Below are 19,387 nucleotides of genomic sequence, written 5' to 3' on the forward strand. Positions count from 1 at the left end.
CGTGAACTCTTCGTTCCCGAGAGCACGTGCCAATGGCGTGTGACCAAGAACGGACCGCGAATTTCCGTTTCTACTCGCTCTCTCGGCGGGCGATCAGTAGCCTCACCTCGAACACCGGCCGCGAACACATGGCCGCATCCCCCATGGCGACTTGTTGGAGACATTGATGGAGCGTCCCGCCTGGGCTCCGCCTGGTATCGACATCTCGGTGCCGAGCGTGTCCCGTATGTACGACTTCTATCTGGGCGGCTCGCACAATTTCGAAGTGGACCGGGAAGCGGCGCGCAAGGCCATGGAGTTCATGCCTGGTCTGCCCAAGATCATGCAGGCGAACCGTGCCTTCATGCGGCGCGCCGTCCGCCACGCCGTTGACAACGACGTCACCCAGTTCCTGGACATCGGCTCCGGCATACCCACCTTCGGCAATGTGCACGAGGTCGCCCGGACCGCCGACCCCGCCGCCCGCGTCGTCTACGTCGACCACGACCCGGTCGCCGTGGCCCACAGCCGCGCCGTCCTGGACGGCGACGAGGGCGCCGCGGTGGTCGCGGCGGACCTGCGCAAGCCGGCCGACATCCTCTACAGTCCCGAGGTGTCCCGACTCCTCGACCTGGAGCGGCCGGTGGCGCTGCTCCTCGTCGCCGTCCTGCACTTCCTGGAGGACGAGGACCGGCCCTACGAAGCCGTCACCGAACTGCTCGACGCCCTCGCGCCCGGCAGCCTCCTGGTGCTCACCCACGCCTCGTACGAGGGCATCCCGCTCTCCGAGGAGCAGGCCGGCGGCACCGTCGGGGTCTACCGGAACATCCGCAACCCGCTGGTGATGCGGTCCGGCGCCGAGATCACCCGCTTCTTCGAGGGCACCGAACTGATCGAGCCCGGCCTCGTCCCGATGCCCGCGTGGCGTCCGGAGAGCCCGGTCGAGGAGGAGGATCCGTACGCCTTCTCCGGTTTCGCAGGGGTGGGGCGCAAGGCGTGAAGGTCCCGTCTCAGCCGTCCGGCGGCGTAGCCGAAGCCGACGGCCCGGAGGACAGACTCAGGCGGTTCGTCACCATCTGGAGCCGTGCCATCTTCCCGGTGACCGCCACCTCGCTGACCCGTCCCGAGTTCGAGGGGCATCTGCTGCCGCTGGCCCGCACCCTGTACGACGCGCTGCACGCCCGGCCGTTCGACACGGCCCCGGCCCAGCGCGCCGGCGCGGAGCTCGTCGCCGCCCACTGCACCGACCCGGACGCCCTCGGCCGCAGCCTCGGCGTCGTGGACTCGTACCTGGTGCTCTACTGCGGTACGGAGTCGGAGCTGCCGGCCGAGGAGCTCAGGGCCCGCTGCGCCCGGCTCCAGCACGCCATGGCCACCGGCTACGCCCAGGCCCTGCGGGAGCGGACCCGGGCCGAGCAGGAGGCCATCGCGCGCTCCGCGCTCTCCGCCCGCAGCGCCGCCGAGATCGCCCTGCACGCCACCGAGAGCCGCTTCCGGGCGGTCTTCGACGGGGCGGCGATCGGCATCGGCATCGCCGACCTCGACGGCAACGTCCTGGAGGTCAACGAGACCCTCACCCGTATGTTCGGCGGAATGGAGGGGCCGCTGCGCAGCCGGAACGTCAGCGAGTGGGTCCACCCGGAGGACGGCCCGCACGTCTGGAAGCTGTACGACGAGCTGGTCCGCGGCGACCGTGAGCACTACCGGGTCGAGAAGCCGTACTACCGCGGCGACGGAACGGTGCTCTGGACCAACCTCACCGTCTCGCTCCTCCGCGACGCCGAGGGCAACCCGCAGTACCAGCTGGCCCTCATGGAGGACACCACCGAGCGGCGCCTGCTCCACCTGCGCCTGCGGTACGAGGCCACCCACGACGCGCTCACGGGTCTTCCCAACCGGACCCTGTTCTTCGAGCGGCTCGAGAAGGCCCTCGCGCCCGGTGACAACGCCCGCTTCGGCCTCTGCTATCTGGACCTCGACGGCTTCAAGGTCATCAACGACAGCCTCGGCCACTCCACCGGCGACCGGCTCCTCGTCGAGGTCGCCGACCGGCTGCAGAGCTGCGTCACCGGGTCGGGGGAGATGGTGGCCCGGCTCGGCGGCGACGAGTTCGTCGCCCTCACCACCGGCGCCGGCGGCGAGCGGGACGTCACCGAACTCGCCGACCGCATCCTCGCCGCCCTCGCCACCCCGCTCCGCATCGACGGCCGCGAACTGACCGTCCGAGGCAGCCTCGGCGTCGTCGAGGGCCCGGCCGGCGAACGCACCCCGGCCGAGGTACTGCGCAGCGCCGACATCACCATGTACCGGGCGAAGTCCGCCGGCGGCAACCGCTTCGAACTCGCCGACCCGGAGGCCGACGCCCGCGCCATCACCCGGCACGGCCTCACCACGGCCCTGCCGACCGCGCTGGAACGCGGCGAGTTCTTCATCGAGTACCAGCCGCTCGTCCATCTCGACGACGGCAGCGTGCACGGCGCAGAGGCGCTCGTCCGGTGGTGCCACCCGCAGCACGGGGTGCTCGGCCCCGACCGGTTCATCCCGCTCGCCGAGGACACCGGCCTCATCGTGCCGCTCGGCCGCTGGGTGCTCCAGGAGGCCGTGCGCCAGGCCCGTTTCTGGCAGGCCCGGCACGCCGACGGCGGACCCCTGCGGATCAACGTCAACCTCTCACCGACGCAGCTGCACCACCCGCGCCTGGTCGCCGACACCGTCGACGTCCTGGAACGGTCCGGGCTCGAACCGGGCGCGCTCTGCCTCGAAGTGACCGAATCGGCGCTGATCGGCGCCGACGAGGACCTGCTCAAGCCGCTGCGGCAGCTCGCCGAGATGGGCGTGGACATCGCGCTCGACGACTTCGGCACCGGCTACTCGAACCTGGCCAATCTGCGCCGGCTTCCGGTGAGCGTCCTCAAGCTCGACCGCTCCTTCACCCGGGGCATGCAGCAGCACCCCGTGGATCCCGTGGACCTCAAGATCGTCGAGGGGATCGTCTCCCTGGCGCACAGTCTGGAACTCGCCGTGACCGTCGAGGGCGTGGAGACCGGTGCCCAGGCCCGCCAGCTCCGCGACCTCGGCTGCGACACGGCCCAGGGCTGGTACTACGCCCGCCCCGGCGCCCCGGACCGGATCCACTCCTTGCTCCTGGCGGACGCGGTCTGAGACCCGGACGCACGAAACCGGCCTCCCCGCGCGAAGCGGGGAGGCCGGGAAGAGGTCGGGGGAGGAAAGCGGAGAGGCTATTTCATTGGAGTATGAGAAGGAAGCCTCTCCATGGCCTCGCCCCGGAACGACCGTAGCACTCAGGCGGGCAGCAGGTCGCGCAGATTTTCCGGGGTGAACACCCGCGAGCCGGGGGCGAGTCCGTCCGGCCGCTCCAGACCGATGTACGTGACCGGGACGTCCGGCACCGTGCCGCCGTCCCACAGCGTCGTCTCCGCCCCGGACCGCTCCATCAGCGAGACGAGATGAGCCACCGTCAGGGACGTGCGCCCCATCAGGCCGCGCAGCAGCACCGCGATCGACACCCGGTGCTCCTCGACGCGGTTCCCCGACGGCGCGCCCCTCAGGTACAGGTGCAGCCAGTGCGCGTGCCAGCGGCCGTCCGCATCCCGCCGGAAGGCGAGCGGCAGCGCCACCCGCCCGGGGCCGCGCAGATCCGACTTCATCCGCACCGTACGCGGCTCGAACGGCCGGCCCCGCTGCTCGGACTCGCGCAGCATGAAGCCGAAGAAGCCCTCCGCCACCTGGTCGAAGCCCTCACCCGAGAAGACGTGCACCTGCGGGACGACGAACGTGCCCCGTACCGCGCCGAGCCGCAGATCGATGAACTCCGAGGCTCCGTCCGGCGCTTCGGTGATGTCACCGGAGTGCCGGCCCTCGACGTCGGTCAGGGCGGTGTACGACAGCCAGCTCACCGTCGCGTAGTCCTCGTCCAGGACGACCGCCGACAGGTCGAGGTCGGTCGTGTGGCGCGCCTCCCGCCAGTACGTGAAGAAGCGCAGCAGCTCCCCCTCGACCAGCGAGACCGAGCCGCGCGGCAGGACGCCGAGCCCGGCCGAGGCCGCCCGGCCGCTCAACGGCAGGGCCACCCGCAGGATGTCCGGGTCGATCAACACGCGCCCGTGGAAGGGGAGTCGGCGCCGGGTCTCGGCGTCGAGCACCGCGATGAGCCGCTCGCGGTCGGAGTCCACGAGAGGGGCACGTGTGTCGCCGGTGACCCAGGCCTTGCCCTCCCGGTTCACGAACACCCGGCGCTCCCCGCCGCTGTCGCCCACGCGGTTCTGCAGGTGTTCGCGCACCGAGAGGACGACCCGGCCCGACACCTGCGGCGCGGCGCGCTCGACGGCCGCGAGGACCGCCTCCCGCTCCTTGCCCTCCGCCGCGCCGCGCAGCAGCCGGTCCAGGGCCCGGAACAGCCGGCCGGGGGCCGCGGCGGCCAGCAGCTCGGCCGCGCCCGCGACCTCGTCCCGTACCAGCAGCTCCTCCACCCGGCTGTCGAGCGACGGCGCCTTCCGCTCGCCCCGGGCGACGGCGAACACCTCTGCGGCATGGGGCCAGTGCGGGTACTCGTGGGGATGCAGCCGCTCCCCGAGGCGCTTCCACGCCTCCCCGTGCGCGGACACGTCCGACAGCTTCGCCGGGGACGCGGCCACCACCGCGTCGAGACCCGCGAGCAGGGCACGGCGGTACGTGCGGGACAGCGCGCGGAAACGGGTGGGCTCGCGCAGGGTGACATCGCCGTCCGCGAGGGCGCAGGCCAGCCGCAGGACGTCGGTCACGGTGTCGAGCAGCGGCGTGGCACCGACCCGCAGCCGGGCGCGGTTGACGACGGCGCGGTTCTCACGGACCGTGATCGTCTCGGGCTGGGGGCCGTCCGCGCAGTGCTCGGCGAGCACGGCCAGATCACGCAGATGCTCCTCGCCGAGGGGGGTCGTGCTGCCGGCCAGGGCGAGGTAGAGCGCGCTGACCTCGGTGTCCGCGTCCGCGCCGAGGTGCAGCACGGTCAGCCGGTCGCCGGCCGCCGTGATCAGCTCGTCGTGGACGGCGAGCATCTCCTCGTACGTGTGCCGGTAGCGGCCGTACGACGGGAGCGTCAGGAGGTCGAGGACCCCGGCGCGCAGCTGGTCGATCGTCCCGGCGCGGGTGTCGCCGTCGGCGAGCGCCTCGGCCACGCACCGCTGCCAGAAGTCGAGCGTGTCCGGCACGTTGTGCGGGAAGTCGACGAAGTACACGTTGTGCCGGACGTGGTCGCCGACGAGTTCACGGACGGTCGCGAGGGTGCGGACGGCGGTCTCGACGACCGTCGGACCGGCCAGCCCCGACAGACGCTCGACCAGCTCGCCCGACAGCTTGAACCCGGCGGTCATGAGGGCCGCGTCGAACCTGCGCGTGGCGGCGTTCCCGTTCCCGGCCGGTCCGGTGGGGCAGGGGAGACGACGGGAGTGCCGGACGACCAGGTGTTCGAGAGCGTGGACCATGAGGGCATGCTCGCAGCCGCCCACGGCCCGTCGCACGCGGATTTACGGGGTGCGGGAGGGGCGGCGGGACGGTTCGGGCGGTGGGGCCCCTCAGCCGGTCACCACCGCCCGGTCGGGCGCGCCCCGCCGGGAGGCCAGCAGCATCCGCTGGAGCTCGCGCGCCGCCCTCGGCGGCGCCACGTCGCTCCGGTGCGCCAGGGCGATGGTCCGGCGCAGGCCCGGCCGGGCCAGGGCGGTCACGCGGAGATCCCGGCCCGCCCGCGCCGCCACCATCGCGGGGACGACCGCCAGCCCGAGCCCGGCCCGTACGAAGCCGAGGACCGCGTCCAGCTCACCGCCCTCGACGGTGAACGACGGCTCGAAGCCCTCCGCCCGGCAGGCCGCCACGGTCAGTTCCCGCAGGTCGTAGCCGTGCCGGAACATCACGAGAGGCTGGTCCCGCAGGTCGGTGATCCGCACCGGGCGGCGCGGCGCGGGGGCCGAGGCCGAGGAGACGACCACCAGGTCCTCCCGGAGCAGCTCCACCGTCGTCAGGGCCGGTGACGGGCTCGGCAGCGGCAGCACCACCAGGGCCAGGTCGAGGGCACCGCGGGCCAGCTCCCGTACGAGATCGTGCGAGCCGCCCTCCTCGATGAGGAGCTCGATCCCCGGGTGCAGGTCGTGGAAGGCGCGCAGCACGTCCGGCAGCAGCCCCGTGCACAGGCTCGGGGTCGCGCCGAGCCGCACCCGGCCCCGCTTGAGCTGGGCCAGCTCCTGCACCTCGATCCGGGCGGTCTCCGTGTCGGCGAGGATCCGGCGGGCGAGCGGCAGCAGGGCCTCGCCCGCGTCGGTGAGCGTGATGTTGCCCCGTGCGCGGCTGAACAGTTCGGCGCCCAACTCCTGTTCCAGGGCCTTGATCTGCTGGGAGAGCGAGGGCTGTGAGACATGGACGCGCTCGGCGGCCCGGGTGAAGTGACGGGTCTCGGCCACGGCGACGAAGTAGAGGAGCTGCTGGAACTGCATGGTCACAGGGTAGGCGAGATGCATAGGGAAGGCCTATCGAGATCAGCCGGACCATGTCTTGGACCTCTCGGGTCCTTCGGCCCTACCGTCGTACGCATGGCTCTGGCACCCACGAGGGACCGGACGACGGGCCGCCCGCCGTCCCCCACACCGTCACGCGGATTCCTGTCGTCGACCCTCGGCAAGAAGACGGTCATGGCAGTCAGCGGGCTGCTCATGCTCGGCTATCTCGTCGCCCATGTCGCCGGCAACCTGAAGGTCTTCTTCGGCCCCGAGGAGTTCAACGCCTACGGCCACTGGCTGCGGGTCATGGGCGCCCCCGTCCTGCACCACGAGTGGGCCCTCTGGATCGTCCGGATCGTGCTCCTCGCCGCCGTCGTGGCCCACGCCGTCTCCGCGTACCAGCTCAGCCGCCGTGACGTGAGGGCCCGCCCCACCGCGTACGTCCACCGCCGCAAGCGCTCCTCGTACGCCACCCGCACCATGCGCTGGGGCGGGATCATCCTCGCGCTCTTCATCGTCTGGCACGTCCTCGACCTGACCACCGGCACCGTCCACCCCGGCGGCTTCGAGGAGGGCAAGCCCTACCAGAACGTCGTCGACACCTTCTCCACCTGGTACGGCAACGTCATCTACATCGTCGCCATGCTCGCCGTGGGCCTCCACGTCCGGCACGGCTTCTGGAGCGCCGCCCAGACCCTCGGCGTCGGCAGCGCCCGCCGCGAGCGTCTCCTGCGCGGCCTCGCCAACACCCTCGCGTTCGTCCTGACCGCGGGATTCGTCTCCGTCCCCGTCGCCGTCATGACCGGAGTGGTGAGCTGACCCATGAACTCCACCGAATTCGCGGCCTACGTCACCGGTGAGCCGATCACCGACACGAAGGCCCCCGCCGGACCCGTCGCCGAGCGGTGGGACACCCGCCGCTTCCAGGCCAAGCTGGTCAACCCCGCCAACCGGCGCAAGCACCGCGTCATCGTGGTCGGCACCGGCCTGGCCGGCGGCTCCGCCGGCGCCACCCTCGCCGAACAGGGCTACCACGTCGTCCAGTTCTGCTTCCAGGACTCCCCGCGCCGCGCCCACTCCATCGCGGCCCAGGGCGGCATCAACGCGGCCAAGAACTACCGCAACGACGGCGACTCGATCCACCGGCTGTTCTACGACACCGTCAAGGGCGGCGACTTCCGCGCCCGCGAGTCCAACGTCCACCGGCTCGCCCAGATCTCCGTCGAGATCATCGACCAGTGCGTCGCCCAGGGCGTCCCCTTCGCCCGCGAGTACGGCGGCCTCCTCGACACCCGCTCCTTCGGCGGCGTCCAGGTCTCCCGTACCTTCTACGCCCGCGGCCAGACCGGCCAGCAGCTGCTCCTCGGCGCCTATCAGGCGCTGTCCCGGCAGATCGCCGCCGGCGGCGTCGAGATGCACGCCCGTACCGAGATGCTCGACCTCGTCGTCGTCGACGGGCGGGCCCGCGGCATCGTCGCCCGCGACCTGGTCACCGGCGAGATCTCCACCCACTACGCGGACGCGGTGGTCCTCGCCAGCGGCGGCTACGGCAACGTCTTCTACCTGTCGACGAACGCCATGAACTCCAACGCCACCGCCGTCTGGCGGGCCCACCGGCGCGGCGCGTACTTCGCCAACCCCTGCTTCACCCAGATCCACCCCACCTGCATCCCGCGCACCGGTGACCACCAGTCCAAGCTGACCCTGATGAGCGAGTCGCTCCGCAACGACGGCCGCATCTGGGTCCCCAAGGCCAAGGGCGACACCCGCGCGGCCGCGGACATCCCCGAGGACGAGCGCGACTACTACCTGGAACGGATCTACCCCTCCTTCGGCAACCTCGTCCCGCGTGACATCGCCTCCCGCGCCGCGAAGAACGTCTGCGACGAGGGCCGCGGCGTCGGCCCCGGCGGACAGGGCGTCTACCTCGACTTCGCCGACGCGATCCGCCGCATGGGCCGGGCCGCCGTCGAGGAGAGGTACGGCAACCTCTTCGACATGTACGCGCGGATCACCGCGGAGAACCCGTACGAGGCCCCCATGCGGATCTACCCCGCCGTCCACTACACGATGGGCGGGCTCTGGGTCGACTACGACCTCCAGACCACCGTCCCCGGCCTCTTCGCCATCGGCGAGGCCAACTTCTCCGACCACGGGGCCAACCGGCTCGGCGCCTCCGCCCTCATGCAGGGCCTCGCCGACGGCTACTTCGTCCTCCCGGCCACCATCAACGACTACCTCGCCCGGCACCCCCACACGGAGCCGGTCACCGACGAACACCCGGCCGTGAAGGAGGTGCTCGCCGAGACCGAGGACCGGCTGAACCTCCTCCTGGCCGTCGACGGCGACCGCACCCCCGACTCCTTCCACCGCGAACTCGGCGAACTCATGTGGGAGTACTGCGGGATGGCCCGGACGGAAGCGGGTCTGCGCACCGCGCTGGCCCGCATCCCGGAGATCCGGGAGGAGTTCTGGAGCCGCGTCAAGGTTCCCGGAACGGGTCAGGAGTTCAACCAGTCGCTGGAGAAGGCCAACCGCGTCGTCGACTATCTGGAGCTCGCCGAGCTCATGTGCCTCGACGCGCTCCACCGTGCCGAGTCCTGCGGCGGCCACTTCCGCGAGGAGTCCCAGACGCCCGACGGCGAAGCCGCCCGACACGACGAGGAGTTCGCGTACGCGGCGGCCTGGGAGTTCGGCGGCACCGGCACGGCCCCGGTCCTCCACAAGGAGGACCTCACCTTCGAGTACGTCCACCCCACCCAGCGGAGCTACGCATGAGGCTCACCCTGCGCGTCTGGCGCCAGCGGAACGCCGACACCCCCGGCGCGATGTCCACCTACGACGTGGACGGAATCTCCGCCGACATGTCGTTCCTGGAGATGCTCGACACCCTCAACGAGGACCTCATCCTGCGCGGCGAGGACCCCGTGGCCTTCGACCACGACTGCCGTGAGGGGATCTGCGGCGCGTGCAGCCTCGTCATCGACGGCGAGGCGCACGGGCCGGAGCGGACCACGACCTGCCAGCTCCACATGCGGTCGTTCCGCGACGGCGACACGATCGACGTCGAGCCCTGGCGCGCCTCCGCCTTCCCCGTCGTCAAGGACCTGGTCGTCGACCGCTCCGCCTTCGACCGGGTCATCCAGGCAGGCGGCTACATCTCCGCCCCCACGGGCGCGGCCCCCGAGGCGCACGCGACCCCCGTCCCCAAGGCGGACGCGGACTCCGCCTTCGAGCACGCCGAGTGCATCGGCTGCGGCGCGTGCGTGGCGGCCTGTCCCAACGGCTCGGCGATGCTCTTCACCTCCGCCAAGGTCAACCACCTGAACGTGCTGCCCCAGGGATCCCCGGAACGCGAGACCCGGGTCCTCGACATGGTGGCCCAGATGGACGCGGAGGGCTTCGGCGGCTGCACCCTGACCGGCGAGTGCGCGACGGCCTGCCCGAAGGGGATCCCGCTGCCGTCGATCTCCGCCATGAACAAGGAGTGGCTGCGGGCGCGGCGGAAGGTGGGTCGCGGCTGAGGCCGGATCCGGACAGTCTCCCGGCGTGGGCTCCGCCACACCGAGTACCCCGAAGCGAAAGATCCTTCACGAGAAGATCACTTTCTCCGTAAGATCTTCTCTCCGGGGTGCTTTCGGCTGCCCGGACGGCAAGATCAACTCCGTTCAATCCTGTACATAGTGTGACAAGTTGGCTACTTCCTGGCCAACCCTCCGGCCGCGATTTCCGCGCCGCCGCCACCCCCGGGTACTGATGAGCACTGCCGGGGGCATATGACCAAACCCCCGGTCGCACAGACCATTTGGGGGTTTCATGTCCAGCATCACCCGCCGCCGGGTTCTCGGCGTCGCGGCCGGGGCCGCAGGGGCCGCCGCGGGCCTCGCCCTGGCAGGGGCCGCCGCCGCCGACGCTCCCCGGGCCACCGCTCCCGCGGCCGGCCCGGCCCCGGCGTCCTTCGACGAGGTCTACCAGGGCCGCCGCATCAAGGGCGGGCCCGCGCACGGCGGAGGTCACCACGGGGGACACCACGGAGGCGGTTACTCCGTGACGATCGACGGCGAGGAACTGCACGTCATGCAGAACGCCGACGGCACCTGGATCAGCGTGATCAACCACTACGAGCCCGTCGCCACGCCCAAGTCGCTGGCCCGCGCGGCCGTCCGTGAACTCCAGGGCGCCCCGCTCGTACCCCTCACCCTCGGCTGATCGATCCAGGAGCGGCACCCGTCATGACCGTACGCAAGAACCAGGCCTCCCTCACCGCCGACGAGAAGCGGCGCTTCGTCGCCGCCCTCCTGGAGCTCAAGCGCTCCGGGCGGTACGACACCTTCGTCACCACGCACAACGCCTTCATCATGAGCGACACCGACAGCGGCGACCGCGTCGGCCACCGTTCGCCGTCGTTCCTGCCCTGGCACCGGCGCTTCCTCATAGAGTTCGAGCAGGCGCTGCAGTCCGTCGACCCGACGGTCAACCTCCCCTACTGGGACTGGACGGCCGACCGCACCTCCCGCTCCTCCCTCTGGGCGCCCGACTTCCTCGGCGGCACCGGGCGCGCCCGCGACGGCCAGGTGCTCGACGGCGCGTTCGCCCGCAGCGGCAACCGCTGGACGATCACCGTCCGCGTCGACGGCCGCGACTACCTCCGGCGCGACCTCGGCGCCGGCGGCCGCCAGCTCCCCACCCGCGCCGAGGTGGACTCCGTCCTCGCCATGGAGACCTACGACACGGCCCCGTGGAACAGCTCGTCGGACGGCTTCCGCAACCACCTCGAAGGGTGGCGCGGGGTGAATCTCCACAACCGTGTCCACGTCTGGGTCGGCGGCCAGATGGGCACCGGAGTCTCCCCGAACGACCCGGTGTTCTGGCTGCACCACGCCTTCATCGACAAGCTGTGGGCCGACTGGCAGGCCCGCCACCCCCGGTCCCCGTACCTGCCGGCCGCGGGCACGGCCAACGTCGTCGACCTGGGCGACACCATGCGGCCGTGGAACGACGTGACCCCGGCGGACATGCTGGACCACACCCGCCACTACACCTTCGACACGGCGGCCTGACGCCGCCAGGGAACGGTCGGCACGGCGTCCGGCACCGTCGCGACAGGCTCGGCGCGGCGATCCTGATCCCGCGGGACGGATCTCAGTTCCGTCCCGCGGGTTCCAGGGCCCGGAGCAGATACGGCGCGGTGCGGCTGTCCGCCGCCCGCGCCACCCGGTCCGGGGGACCCGCGGCCACGATCCGGCCGCCCTCGTCACCACCCCCCGGTCCGAGGTCGACCACCCAGTCCGCGGTCGCGACCACGTCCATGTCGTGCTCGACGACGATCACCGAGTGACCGGCGTCCACGAGACCGTGGAGCTGCCGCATCAGGACCTCGACGTCGGCCGGGTGCAGGCCCGTCGTCGGCTCGTCCAGGACGTACAGCGTGGGGGAGCGGTGCGGCCGCTGGAGCTCGGACGCGAGCTTGATGCGCTGCGCCTCACCGCCGGACAGCTCCGTCGCGGGCTGCCCGAGCCGCAGATAGCCGAGGCCGACGTCGAGCAGGGTGCGCAGGCTCCGCGCCGCGGCCGGCGTGTCCTCGAAGAACACGGCGGCGGACTCGACGGTGAGGTCGAGCACCCCGGCGATGGTGAGGCCCCGCAGCCGCACCTGGAGCGTCTCGGGGTTGTAGCGGGCTCCGTGGCAGTCGGGGCAGGGCGCGTACGTACTGGGCAGGAAGAGCAGCTCGACGGAGACGAACCCCTCGCCCTGGCAGGTCTCGCACCGGCCCCCCGGCACGTTGAAGGAGAAGCGGCCCGCCTTGTAGCCGCGCACCCGCGCCTCATCGGTCTCCGTGAACAGCTTCCGCACCACGTCGAACAGGCCCGTGTACGTGGCCAGGTTGGAGCGAGGGGTGCGCCCGATCGGCCGCTGATCCACCGTCACCAGGCGGTCCACCCCCGAGAGCTCCTCGGTGAGCGCGCCCACCAGGGTCGACTTCCCGGAGCCCGAGACGCCGGTGACCGCGGTCAGCACCCCGACGGGGAAGGCCGCGTCCACCGACCGCAGGTTGTGCCGGGTCACCGGCCCCGTCCGCAGCCACCCGGCCGGTGCACGCACCTCCCGCGCGGGTCCCGGCTCACGGTCGAAGAGGAAGCGCCGGGTCGCGGACGCCTCCACCTCGGCGAGCCCGCCCGGCGGCCCGCTGTGCAGGACCCGCCCGCCGTGCACCCCGGCCAGCGGGCCGACGTCCACGAGCCAGTCGGCGTGCCGGATCACATCGAGGTGGTGCTCGACGACGAAGACGGAGTTCCCGGCGGCCTTGAGCCGGTCGAGCACCACGAGGAGGGCCTCGGTGTCGGCCGGGTGCAGGCCGGCGGAGGGCTCGTCCAGGATGTAGACCACGCCGAAGAGCCCCGAGCGCAGCTGGGTGGCGAGCCGCAGCCGCTGGAGTTCTCCGTTGGAGAGGGTGGGGGTGGCGCGGTCCAGGCTGAGATAGCCGAGACCCAGCTCGGTCACGGTCGCGATCCGCGCGACGAGGTCCTCGGTCAGGACACGCGCGGTCTCCCCGTCCTCCTCCGCCGTCGCCGCGAGCAGCCCGGCCAGGGCCGTCAGCGGCAGCGACGCCACGTCGGCGATCGTCCGGCCCGCGAATGTCACCGCGAGAGCCTCCGGCCGCAGCCGCCCGCCGCCGCAGGCCGGGCAGGGCTCGCTGGTGAGGAAGCGCTCGGCCTTCGCCCGCAGCGTCGGGCTCTTCGAGTCGGAGAAGGTCCGCAGGACGTAGTGCCGGGCGCTCGTGTAGGTGCCCTGGTAGGGGCGTTGGATGCGGTCGGCGTCCCGCACGGGATGGACCGTGACGACCGGTTGGTCGTCCGTGAAGAGGATCCATTCCCGGTCCTTCGCGTCGAGCTCGCGCCACGGCCGGTCGACGTCGTACCCCAGTGTGTCGAGGACGTCCCTCAGGTTCTTCCCCTGCCAGGCACCCGGCCAGGCGGCGATGGCTCCCTGACGGATCGACAGCTCCGGTTCGGGTACGAGGAGTTCCTCGCTCGTGTCGTGGACGCGGCCGAGCCCGTGGCACGAAGGGCACGCGCCCGCCGCCGTGTTGGGGGAGAAGGCGTCGGAGTCGAGCCGCTCCGCACCCTCCGGATAGCGGCCCGCCCGGGAGAACAGCATGCGGAGGGAGTTGGAGAGGGTGGTGACCGTACCGACGGAGGAGCGGGCGTTCGGGGAGGACCGGCGCTGCTCCAGGGAGACCGCCGGCGGCAGCCCGGTGATCTCCCCGACCGCGGGAGCCCCCACCTGATGGATCAGCCGCCGCGCGTACGGTGCCACCGACTCGAAGTAGCGCCGCTGGGCCTCCGCGTAGATCGTGCCGAAGGCCAGGGACGACTTCCCGGATCCGGAGACCCCGGTGAAGGCGACGAGCGCGTCGCGGGGGATGTCGACATCCACCACGGCGAGGTTGTGCTCGCGGGCCCCGCGGACGCGGACGTACGGATCATGGTGACTTTCGGGCATAACGTGATTTTAGCCATGCGGCTGCTTCCGGCCTGGTCAGGGAGCCCCCGGGGTGAGGCCGACCGCCCTCGCGAGCCTCCGGTACGACTCTCTCAGCGCAGCCCTGTCGTACGTGCTGGTCGTGACGAGCACCTCCTGCGCGCCGGTCTCCTTCACCGCCGTCTCCAGCGCCCCCGCGACCTGCTCCTCCGTGCCGTGCACATGGCCGCTCAGCCCCGACTCGTAGAATCCGCGCTGCCTCTCCGTCATCGTGAGCCGCTCGATCGCCTCGGGCCCGACGAGCGGCGGGAAGACGCCCCGCGTCCGGGAATGGGCGAGCGACCAGGCCTCCGGCATCAGCAGCCGCCGGGCCTCCGCCTCGGTCCCGGCCACCGCGACCGTTCCGGCGATCACCACGTACGGCTCCGCGGACCACGACGAGGGGCGGAAGGCCGAACGATACGTCTCGACGGCGCCGAGCAGCCGCTCACGGCCGCGGAGGTCGCCGATCACCAGCGGCAGTCCGACAGCCGCGGCGATCGACGCGCCCTCGCCGGTCGCCAGGACGAAGGGAGGCACCCGCAGCCCCTCGGCGGGCCGGGCGTGCACCTGCGGGTGGGCGGTCTGCTCGCCGGTGAACCAGCCGAGCAGCTCGCCGAGCTGCTCCCCGAAGCGGTCGGCGTCGTCCTTGTCCCGCCCGAGCGCCCGGCGGATGCCGTCGGTGAAGCCGACCGAGCGGCCGACACCCATGTCGATCCGGCCGGGGAAGAGGGACTCGAGGACACCGAACTGCTCCGCCACGACCAGGGGTTGGTGATTGGGAAGCATCACCCCGCCCGTGCCGACCCGGATGCCCGTCGTCGCGGCAGCCACGGCGGCGGCGAGGACCGTCGGAGCCGAACCGGCGACCCCGGGCACGCTGTGGTGCTCCGACACCCAGAACCGGTGGTAGCCGAGGGCCTCCACCTCCTGGGCGAGGCGCACGGTGTCGCGCAGCGCCTGGGGCGCGTCCTCGCCCTCCCGGGTACGGGAGCGGTCGAGGACGGAGAAACGGACGTCGCCGGGAAAAGTGCTCACAGGGGGTTCAACGCTCGGGGTGGGGAGGGATTCCCCTGACGCGCTCCGGAACGCCCGCTGCCTGCGGTTCCTCGTCCGTCGGCAGGACAGGCGGACAGCCGTCCGGTGATCACGGGGGCTACGGCTCCGCCCGGAGTCCGACCCGATCCGGCCAGGGGTCATTCAGGCCACATCCGCCGACCCGTGCCGCCGCACGTGCGGGTCTGCTGTGGTCCCGGACCGGGGTGGGGCACACTGGCGGCGTGCGCATCGTGATGATGACGGCGGGATCGCGGGGCGACATCGCGCCGTACACGGGTCTGGGTGCCGGCCTCGTACGGGCCGGGCACGAGGTGACGTTGGCCGCGCACGGCGTGTTCGAGCCGCTGGTGGCAGGGTCGGGCGTACGGTTCCGTCCGCTGCCGGTGGACCCCCGAGCCGAGTTGCACTCCCCGCGGGGCCGGCGGCTGCACGACGCGAGGACCGGCGCGGGAAAACTCGTACGGCTGGCGTCCATGGCCCGGGGAGCGGCCGACGAGATGACGGCCGCCCTGGTGGAGGCGGCGCGCGAGGGCGAGGTCCTGCTGGTCGGCGGGGCGCTGGGGCCGCTCGGGTACGCCATCGCCGAGGGCCTGTCCGTGCCCGCCCTGGGGCTGCACCTCCAGCCGCTGCATCCGACCGGGGAGTTTCCCGCCCCCGTCCTGGGGACACGGTCCCTCGGCAGGGTGGGGAACCGCCTGAGCGGACGGGCGATCATGACGACGGTGGAGCTGCTGCTCTCCGACGCCGTCCGGTCGCTGCGGCGCCACGGGCTCGCGACGGCCCGCCCGCCTCGGGGCGGCCGCGCGCGAACGGTGCTGCACGGCTACAGCGAGCTGGTCGTCCCCCGGCCCCGGGACTGGTCCGCCGGCCTGGAGGTGGCCGGCTACTGGTGGCCCCACGAGACCGGGCGGCTCTCCCGGGAACTGGAGGACTTCCTCGCCGCCGGGCCCCCACCGGTCTTCGTCGGGCTGGGCAGCGCCACCGTCCCCGATCCCGAGCGGGTCAGCCGCGAGATCGTCACCGCGCTCCGCTCGGCGCGGGTGCGCGGGATCGTCCAGCGGGGCTGGGCGGGACTGGACGCGGGGAGCGACGACATCCTGACCGTCGACGAGGTGCCGCACTCCCTGCTGTTCCCCCGGACGGCCGCGGTCGTCCACCACGCGGGAGCGGGCACGACCGGCGCCGTCCTGCGGGCCGGGGTGCCCAGCGTCCCGGTGCCGGTCCAGTTCGACGCGGCGTTCTGGGCGTCCCGGCTGACCGCGCTCGGTACCGCTCCCGTGGCGCTGCCACTGCGCCGGCTGACCTCCGGGGCCCTGGCCGAGGCTCTGCGCCGCGCGACGGCGGACGACCACCACCGCGCACGTGCCCGCGCCCTGGCGGACCGCCTGTCCACGGAGGACGGCGTCGCGCCGGTCGTCGCCGCCCTGGCCCGGCTGACGCCCTGACCGCCGGGGGCTGTCGTCAGACTTCGGTCTGCCCCGCGACGCCTGGCACACGCTCTCGCCGCACCGGGCGAACGTCCGAGTACGTCCATTCACCCCCGTGACGCCGGAACGCCCGTCCGGCGCGGGGCACGGGGTCACCAGGCGTCGTCCCCCGACGACTCGTCATCCTCCGGGCCTGCGGCCCGGGCGCCCCGGAACCGTGTCCCGGCGGCGCCGACGGGGCGTGGCGCGGGGGGCCTCGTCCTCTCCAGGAGCAGCCGGGTGCTCGTCAGCCGATCGGCCAGTTCCTCGGAGTGCTCACTCAGCAGGCGCAGATCGGTACCGGCGTCCAGCTTCTGCGACCACAGGACTCCGCGCCCCAGTTCCAGTAGTTCCAGGGCCTGTTCCGGGCGCCCCAACTCGAGTTGGGCCGCCGCCGCCGTCGTGGCGAGGCCACCGCCGCCGACGGTCAGGAGCATCTCCTGGCTGAAACGGCCGAGGCCACGCCAGGCGGCCGTCGGAAGCAGCCGAACCGCCAGCGCGGCCGCGTCGGCCCGTTCCGCCGGACCGGCGCCGGAGCACCAGCCCAGCCGGGCCCAGATCGAAGCGGCGTGCAGCCGGTACCAGGCGGGAACGGACTCCAGCGCCGCCAGCCGCCGCCAGGCGTCGACCGAGCCGCGCCACAGGGCGAGAGCCGACGGGGAGGTGGACGCCGACGTCGTCTCCGCGACCCGGTCCGCCCCCGCCTCCGGGGCCGCGTCCGGGGCCGCGTCCGGGCGGGACGGACGGGACTCCGTGACCTCGGCCCACTGCCAGAGCAACGTGCCCAGCCAGCGCAGGAGTTCGGGCGTCGCCGCCGGTTCGGCGTCGGCCAGCCGTGCCTCGATCAGGCGTACCGCGGCGTCGAGTCCCTCGTCCGATCCCGATATCTCGGATCGCACCAGGGCGATCTGGACCTGGGGCAGCCAGCCCGGGTCGCGGGGTTGCCTGCGACGGAGGACGGCCGCCGCCTTGTCGACGTCCTGGAGCCGGGACAGCGCCTCGGCCTGGAGGATCAGGGCGTGTACGCGGTTGCGCGCCAGCCCCGCGCTCTCCGCGTCCCGGCGCGGCATGAGCCGGTCCGCGTCCTTGAGACACCAGTCGGCCCGCACGATGTCCGCGGGGTCCCGCAGGAGTTCGTATCGGCTGACCAGCGCCGCCGCCAGTTGGGAGAGCAGGACGCCGCGCTGTCGGCCGTAGCCCGACGAATTCGGTGCGACGGCCCAGAGCCAGGTGCGGCTGAGAGCCTCCGCCCGCTCACAGGCGTTCACGGCTCGCTGGAGGTCTTCGACGGCCCACAGCGCATGGAAGCGGGTGTGGTAGGCGTTGGCGAGCCTGATCAGGAGGTGGGCCCGCATGAACTCGTCCATGGGCGGCCACTGGACGGTGTCGTGGGCGAGCTTGCGCGGTGGGAACTGCCGCTGCCAGCGCCGTAGTCCCTCCCGGAAGGGAAGGCGTGGCCGGTCGGCGCTCTCCCGGCGCTCGCACAGTGCGTCGGCGGCCTGGAAGTGTGCGATCGCCGCGTCGATGTCCCGTGGCTCGGCGTGCTGCTCGAAGCGGCCGACCAGCGTCTCGGCCAGTGACAGCCGGTCCAGCGCCTCCGCCTCCCAGGAGGTGGGCGGTGCCGCGAGAGCCGCCTCGCCCATGGCGACGGCCCGTTCTAGCTGATCGGGCTCTCGCGCGAGGGCCGCGAGCGACGTGCGTGCCTCCACTTCCGCGCGGCGCATCAGGTCACGCATCCACGTGGGTGCCGAGGGATGCGCGCGCTGGACGGTCAGGCGCTGCGCCAGTTCCCGCACTTCCTCCGGGTCTCCCGCCTCGATCGCCTCGAACAGGCTCCCCAACAGCGGACGCCACACCCGGAAGATGAGGAACGACACCTCCAGGCGCTTCCTGATCAGCGCCAGGTCGAACATCCGTGGACGGTTCACGGGCAGGCCTCGACCGTGCGCAGGCGGGTGACGCCGGCGAGCGGGATCTGCGTCGTGGTACCGCCGCTCTTGAGCCAGATCGTGCCCTCGGCGACGCGTGTCACCGTTCCGCAGACGGTTCCCGTGCCGGGGGAGGTCACCTCCAGGGCGGGCCCCTTGGCCGAGGGTCCGTACCAGGTCGTGCCGACCGCGACGACGAGGAGGCAGGCACAGCCGAGGCCGAGTCCGATGCCCCGGCGCATGGCGCGCAGCGCCGTCCGGGTCTCCCGGTGCTCGATCGCCGACCGGGTGGCGCGACTGCCCGCCGGGACGGTCGCGAGCGGGCCGTGGGCCGCGCGGTTGAGGAGATAGGCACCCCACGCCCCACAGACCAGGGCCGCCAGCAGCAGGAAGCCGACGGCGGCCGCCCAGGCCGGCTCCAGCTGGCCCACGTCGGTGCGGCCCTTCACCAGGCCGAAGCCGACGAGCCCGGCCATGAGGACACCGGCCGCGTTGCGCCAGCCGGTGGCCGCCGCCCTGATCCTGGGCAGCGCCTCCCGGGCCAGCCGGTGCCGTTCCTGCGCGGCCAGCAGGTCGCGGGGACTCGCCCGGCCGGTCGGGGCCGTGATGCGGGGCGGCGCGCTCACGACAACTCCAGGGGCCAGTAGGCTCCGCATCCGGTCCGGCCCTCGGGGCGGCCGTCATGCTCACTCCGGCACACGCAGCTGACCGGCACCTCGCGTGCGCCGGTCGGGTTCGGGTTCGGCGGGGCGCTGGTGGAGGCTGCCTTGTAGACGGGATCGAAGAGCTCGATGTCGAGGGCGGCGCCGCAGCGCGGGCATGTGCAGATCAGCACGTAGTCGTCGCCGTAGGCCTGGTCCAGACTGTGGGTCCGCGCCACCTCGACGGCGTAGTACGGCTCCGTGATCTCCTGGTAGGGAACGGGTTGGTGACTCAGCGGGGTCGACAC

General features: G+C 72.5%; 15 protein-coding genes. 8 read left to right on the plus strand and 7 right to left on the minus strand.

Annotated features, from left to right (window positions below; all coding sequences use genetic code 11):
• Positions 1 to 166 precede the first annotated feature (166 nt).
• Positions 167 to 979, plus strand: a complete 813-nt coding sequence (locus OG392_RS32965) for an SAM-dependent methyltransferase (RefSeq protein ID WP_329285568.1) — start codon at positions 167 to 169, stop codon at positions 977 to 979.
• Positions 976 to 3,141 carry a putative bifunctional diguanylate cyclase/phosphodiesterase gene (locus OG392_RS32970; RefSeq protein ID WP_329285569.1) on the plus strand — a complete coding sequence of 722 codons (2,166 nt, stop codon included), beginning with the start codon at positions 976 to 978 and terminating at the stop codon, positions 3,139 to 3,141. Before OG392_RS32965 ends, OG392_RS32970 begins: the two co-directional genes overlap by 4 nt.
• Positions 3,142 to 3,281: 140 nt before the next feature.
• On the opposite strand, the gene OG392_RS32975 is transcribed toward OG392_RS32970, so the two are convergent.
• Both OG392_RS32975 and OG392_RS32980 read right to left on the minus strand, forming a co-directional pair.
• Complete coding sequence (locus OG392_RS32975; RefSeq protein ID WP_329285571.1) at positions 3,282 to 5,459, minus strand: hypothetical protein; 2,178 nt, start codon at positions 5,457 to 5,459, stop codon at positions 3,282 to 3,284.
• Between the two features lie 90 nt (positions 5,460 to 5,549).
• Positions 5,550 to 6,461: a LysR family transcriptional regulator gene (locus OG392_RS32980; RefSeq protein ID WP_329285572.1), complete on the minus strand. Its 912-nt coding sequence runs from the start codon at positions 6,459 to 6,461 to the stop codon at positions 5,550 to 5,552.
• A 96-nt stretch (positions 6,462 to 6,557) separates the two neighbouring features.
• Here OG392_RS32980 and OG392_RS32985 point away from each other — a divergent pair, with 96 nt between their 5' ends.
• The 5 genes from OG392_RS32985 to melC2 all read left to right on the plus strand — a co-directional run bounded on the left by OG392_RS32985 (position 6,558) and on the right by melC2 (position 11,524).
• A complete protein-coding gene (locus OG392_RS32985; protein WP_443054970.1) occupies positions 6,558 to 7,283 on the plus strand; it encodes a succinate dehydrogenase in 726 nt (241 codons plus the stop codon).
• Between the two features lie 3 nt (positions 7,284 to 7,286).
• A complete protein-coding gene (locus OG392_RS32990) occupies positions 7,287 to 9,242 on the plus strand; it encodes a fumarate reductase/succinate dehydrogenase flavoprotein subunit (RefSeq protein WP_329285574.1) in 1,956 nt (651 codons plus the stop codon).
• Positions 9,239 to 9,988: a succinate dehydrogenase/fumarate reductase iron-sulfur subunit gene (locus tag OG392_RS32995; protein WP_329285576.1), complete on the plus strand. Its 750-nt coding sequence runs from the start codon at positions 9,239 to 9,241 to the stop codon at positions 9,986 to 9,988. The genes OG392_RS32990 and OG392_RS32995 overlap by 4 nt, the downstream gene beginning before the upstream one ends.
• Before the next feature lie 292 nt (positions 9,989 to 10,280).
• Positions 10,281 to 10,673 carry an apotyrosinase chaperone MelC1 gene (gene melC1 / locus OG392_RS33000; RefSeq protein ID WP_329285577.1) on the plus strand — a complete coding sequence of 131 codons (393 nt, stop codon included), beginning with the start codon at positions 10,281 to 10,283 and terminating at the stop codon, positions 10,671 to 10,673.
• A gap of 23 nt (positions 10,674 to 10,696) precedes the next feature.
• Positions 10,697 to 11,524 (plus strand): tyrosinase MelC2, encoded by an 828-nt coding sequence (melC2, locus tag OG392_RS33005; RefSeq protein WP_329285579.1) that lies wholly within the window; start codon positions 10,697 to 10,699, stop codon positions 11,522 to 11,524.
• An 82-nt stretch (positions 11,525 to 11,606) separates the two neighbouring features.
• Here melC2 and OG392_RS33010 read toward each other — a convergent pair whose 3' ends face one another.
• The gene (locus tag OG392_RS33010) at positions 11,607 to 13,967 is read right to left on the minus strand and encodes an excinuclease ABC subunit UvrA (RefSeq protein WP_329285581.1); all 2,361 of its coding nucleotides are present in this window, start codon (positions 13,965 to 13,967) and stop codon (positions 11,607 to 11,609) included.
• A 36-nt stretch (positions 13,968 to 14,003) separates the two neighbouring features.
• A complete protein-coding gene (locus tag OG392_RS33015) occupies positions 14,004 to 15,023 on the minus strand; it encodes an LLM class flavin-dependent oxidoreductase (RefSeq protein WP_329285582.1) in 1,020 nt (339 codons plus the stop codon).
• Between the two features lie 257 nt (positions 15,024 to 15,280).
• Between OG392_RS33015 and OG392_RS33020 the strand changes: the two genes are divergently transcribed.
• Positions 15,281 to 16,489, plus strand: a complete 1,209-nt coding sequence (locus OG392_RS33020) for a glycosyltransferase (RefSeq protein WP_443055111.1) — start codon at positions 15,281 to 15,283, stop codon at positions 16,487 to 16,489.
• 134 nt (positions 16,490 to 16,623) lie between these two features.
• On the opposite strand, the gene OG392_RS33025 is transcribed toward OG392_RS33020, so the two are convergent.
• The 3 genes from OG392_RS33025 to OG392_RS33035 are packed head-to-tail and all read right to left on the minus strand — an operon-like array spanning position 16,624 to position 19,387.
• On the minus strand, positions 16,624 to 18,423 hold the full coding sequence (locus tag OG392_RS33025; protein ID WP_329285586.1) for a hypothetical protein: 1,800 nt from the start codon (positions 18,421 to 18,423) through the stop codon (positions 16,624 to 16,626).
• A gap of 11 nt (positions 18,424 to 18,434) precedes the next feature.
• Positions 18,435 to 19,064 carry a hypothetical protein gene (locus OG392_RS33030; protein WP_329285588.1) on the minus strand — a complete coding sequence of 210 codons (630 nt, stop codon included), beginning with the start codon at positions 19,062 to 19,064 and terminating at the stop codon, positions 18,435 to 18,437.
• Positions 19,061 to 19,387: a hypothetical protein gene (locus OG392_RS33035; RefSeq protein ID WP_329285590.1), complete on the minus strand. Its 327-nt coding sequence runs from the start codon at positions 19,385 to 19,387 to the stop codon at positions 19,061 to 19,063. Before OG392_RS33035 ends, OG392_RS33030 begins: the two co-directional genes overlap by 4 nt.

It is taken from the genome of Streptomyces sp. NBC_00691, assembly GCF_036226665.1.
Lineage (GTDB): Bacteria > Actinomycetota > Actinomycetes > Streptomycetales > Streptomycetaceae > Streptomyces.

Excerpts from the sequence above, each read along its gene's own strand:
- OG392_RS32965 (WP_329285568.1), top strand. The coding sequence starts at position 167 with ATGGAGCGTCCCGCCTGGGCTCCGCCTGGTATCGACATCTCGGTGCCG.
- OG392_RS32975 (WP_329285571.1), bottom strand. The coding sequence starts at position 5,459 with ATGGTCCACGCTCTCGAACACCTGGTCGTCCGGCACTCCCGTCGTCTC.
- OG392_RS32980 (WP_329285572.1), bottom strand. The coding sequence starts at position 6,461 with ATGCAGTTCCAGCAGCTCCTCTACTTCGTCGCCGTGGCCGAGACCCGT.
- OG392_RS32985 (WP_443054970.1), top strand. The coding sequence starts at position 6,558 with ATGGCTCTGGCACCCACGAGGGACCGGACGACGGGCCGCCCGCCGTCC.
- OG392_RS32990 (WP_329285574.1), top strand. The coding sequence starts at position 7,287 with ATGAACTCCACCGAATTCGCGGCCTACGTCACCGGTGAGCCGATCACC.
- OG392_RS32995 (WP_329285576.1), top strand. The coding sequence starts at position 9,239 with ATGAGGCTCACCCTGCGCGTCTGGCGCCAGCGGAACGCCGACACCCCC.
- melC1 (WP_329285577.1), top strand. The coding sequence starts at position 10,281 with ATGTCCAGCATCACCCGCCGCCGGGTTCTCGGCGTCGCGGCCGGGGCC.
- melC2 (WP_329285579.1), top strand. The coding sequence starts at position 10,697 with ATGACCGTACGCAAGAACCAGGCCTCCCTCACCGCCGACGAGAAGCGG.
- OG392_RS33010 (WP_329285581.1), bottom strand. The coding sequence starts at position 13,967 with ATGCCCGAAAGTCACCATGATCCGTACGTCCGCGTCCGCGGGGCCCGC.
- OG392_RS33020 (WP_443055111.1), top strand. The coding sequence starts at position 15,281 with ATGACGGCGGGATCGCGGGGCGACATCGCGCCGTACACGGGTCTGGGT.
- OG392_RS33025 (WP_329285586.1), bottom strand. The coding sequence starts at position 18,423 with ATGTTCGACCTGGCGCTGATCAGGAAGCGCCTGGAGGTGTCGTTCCTC.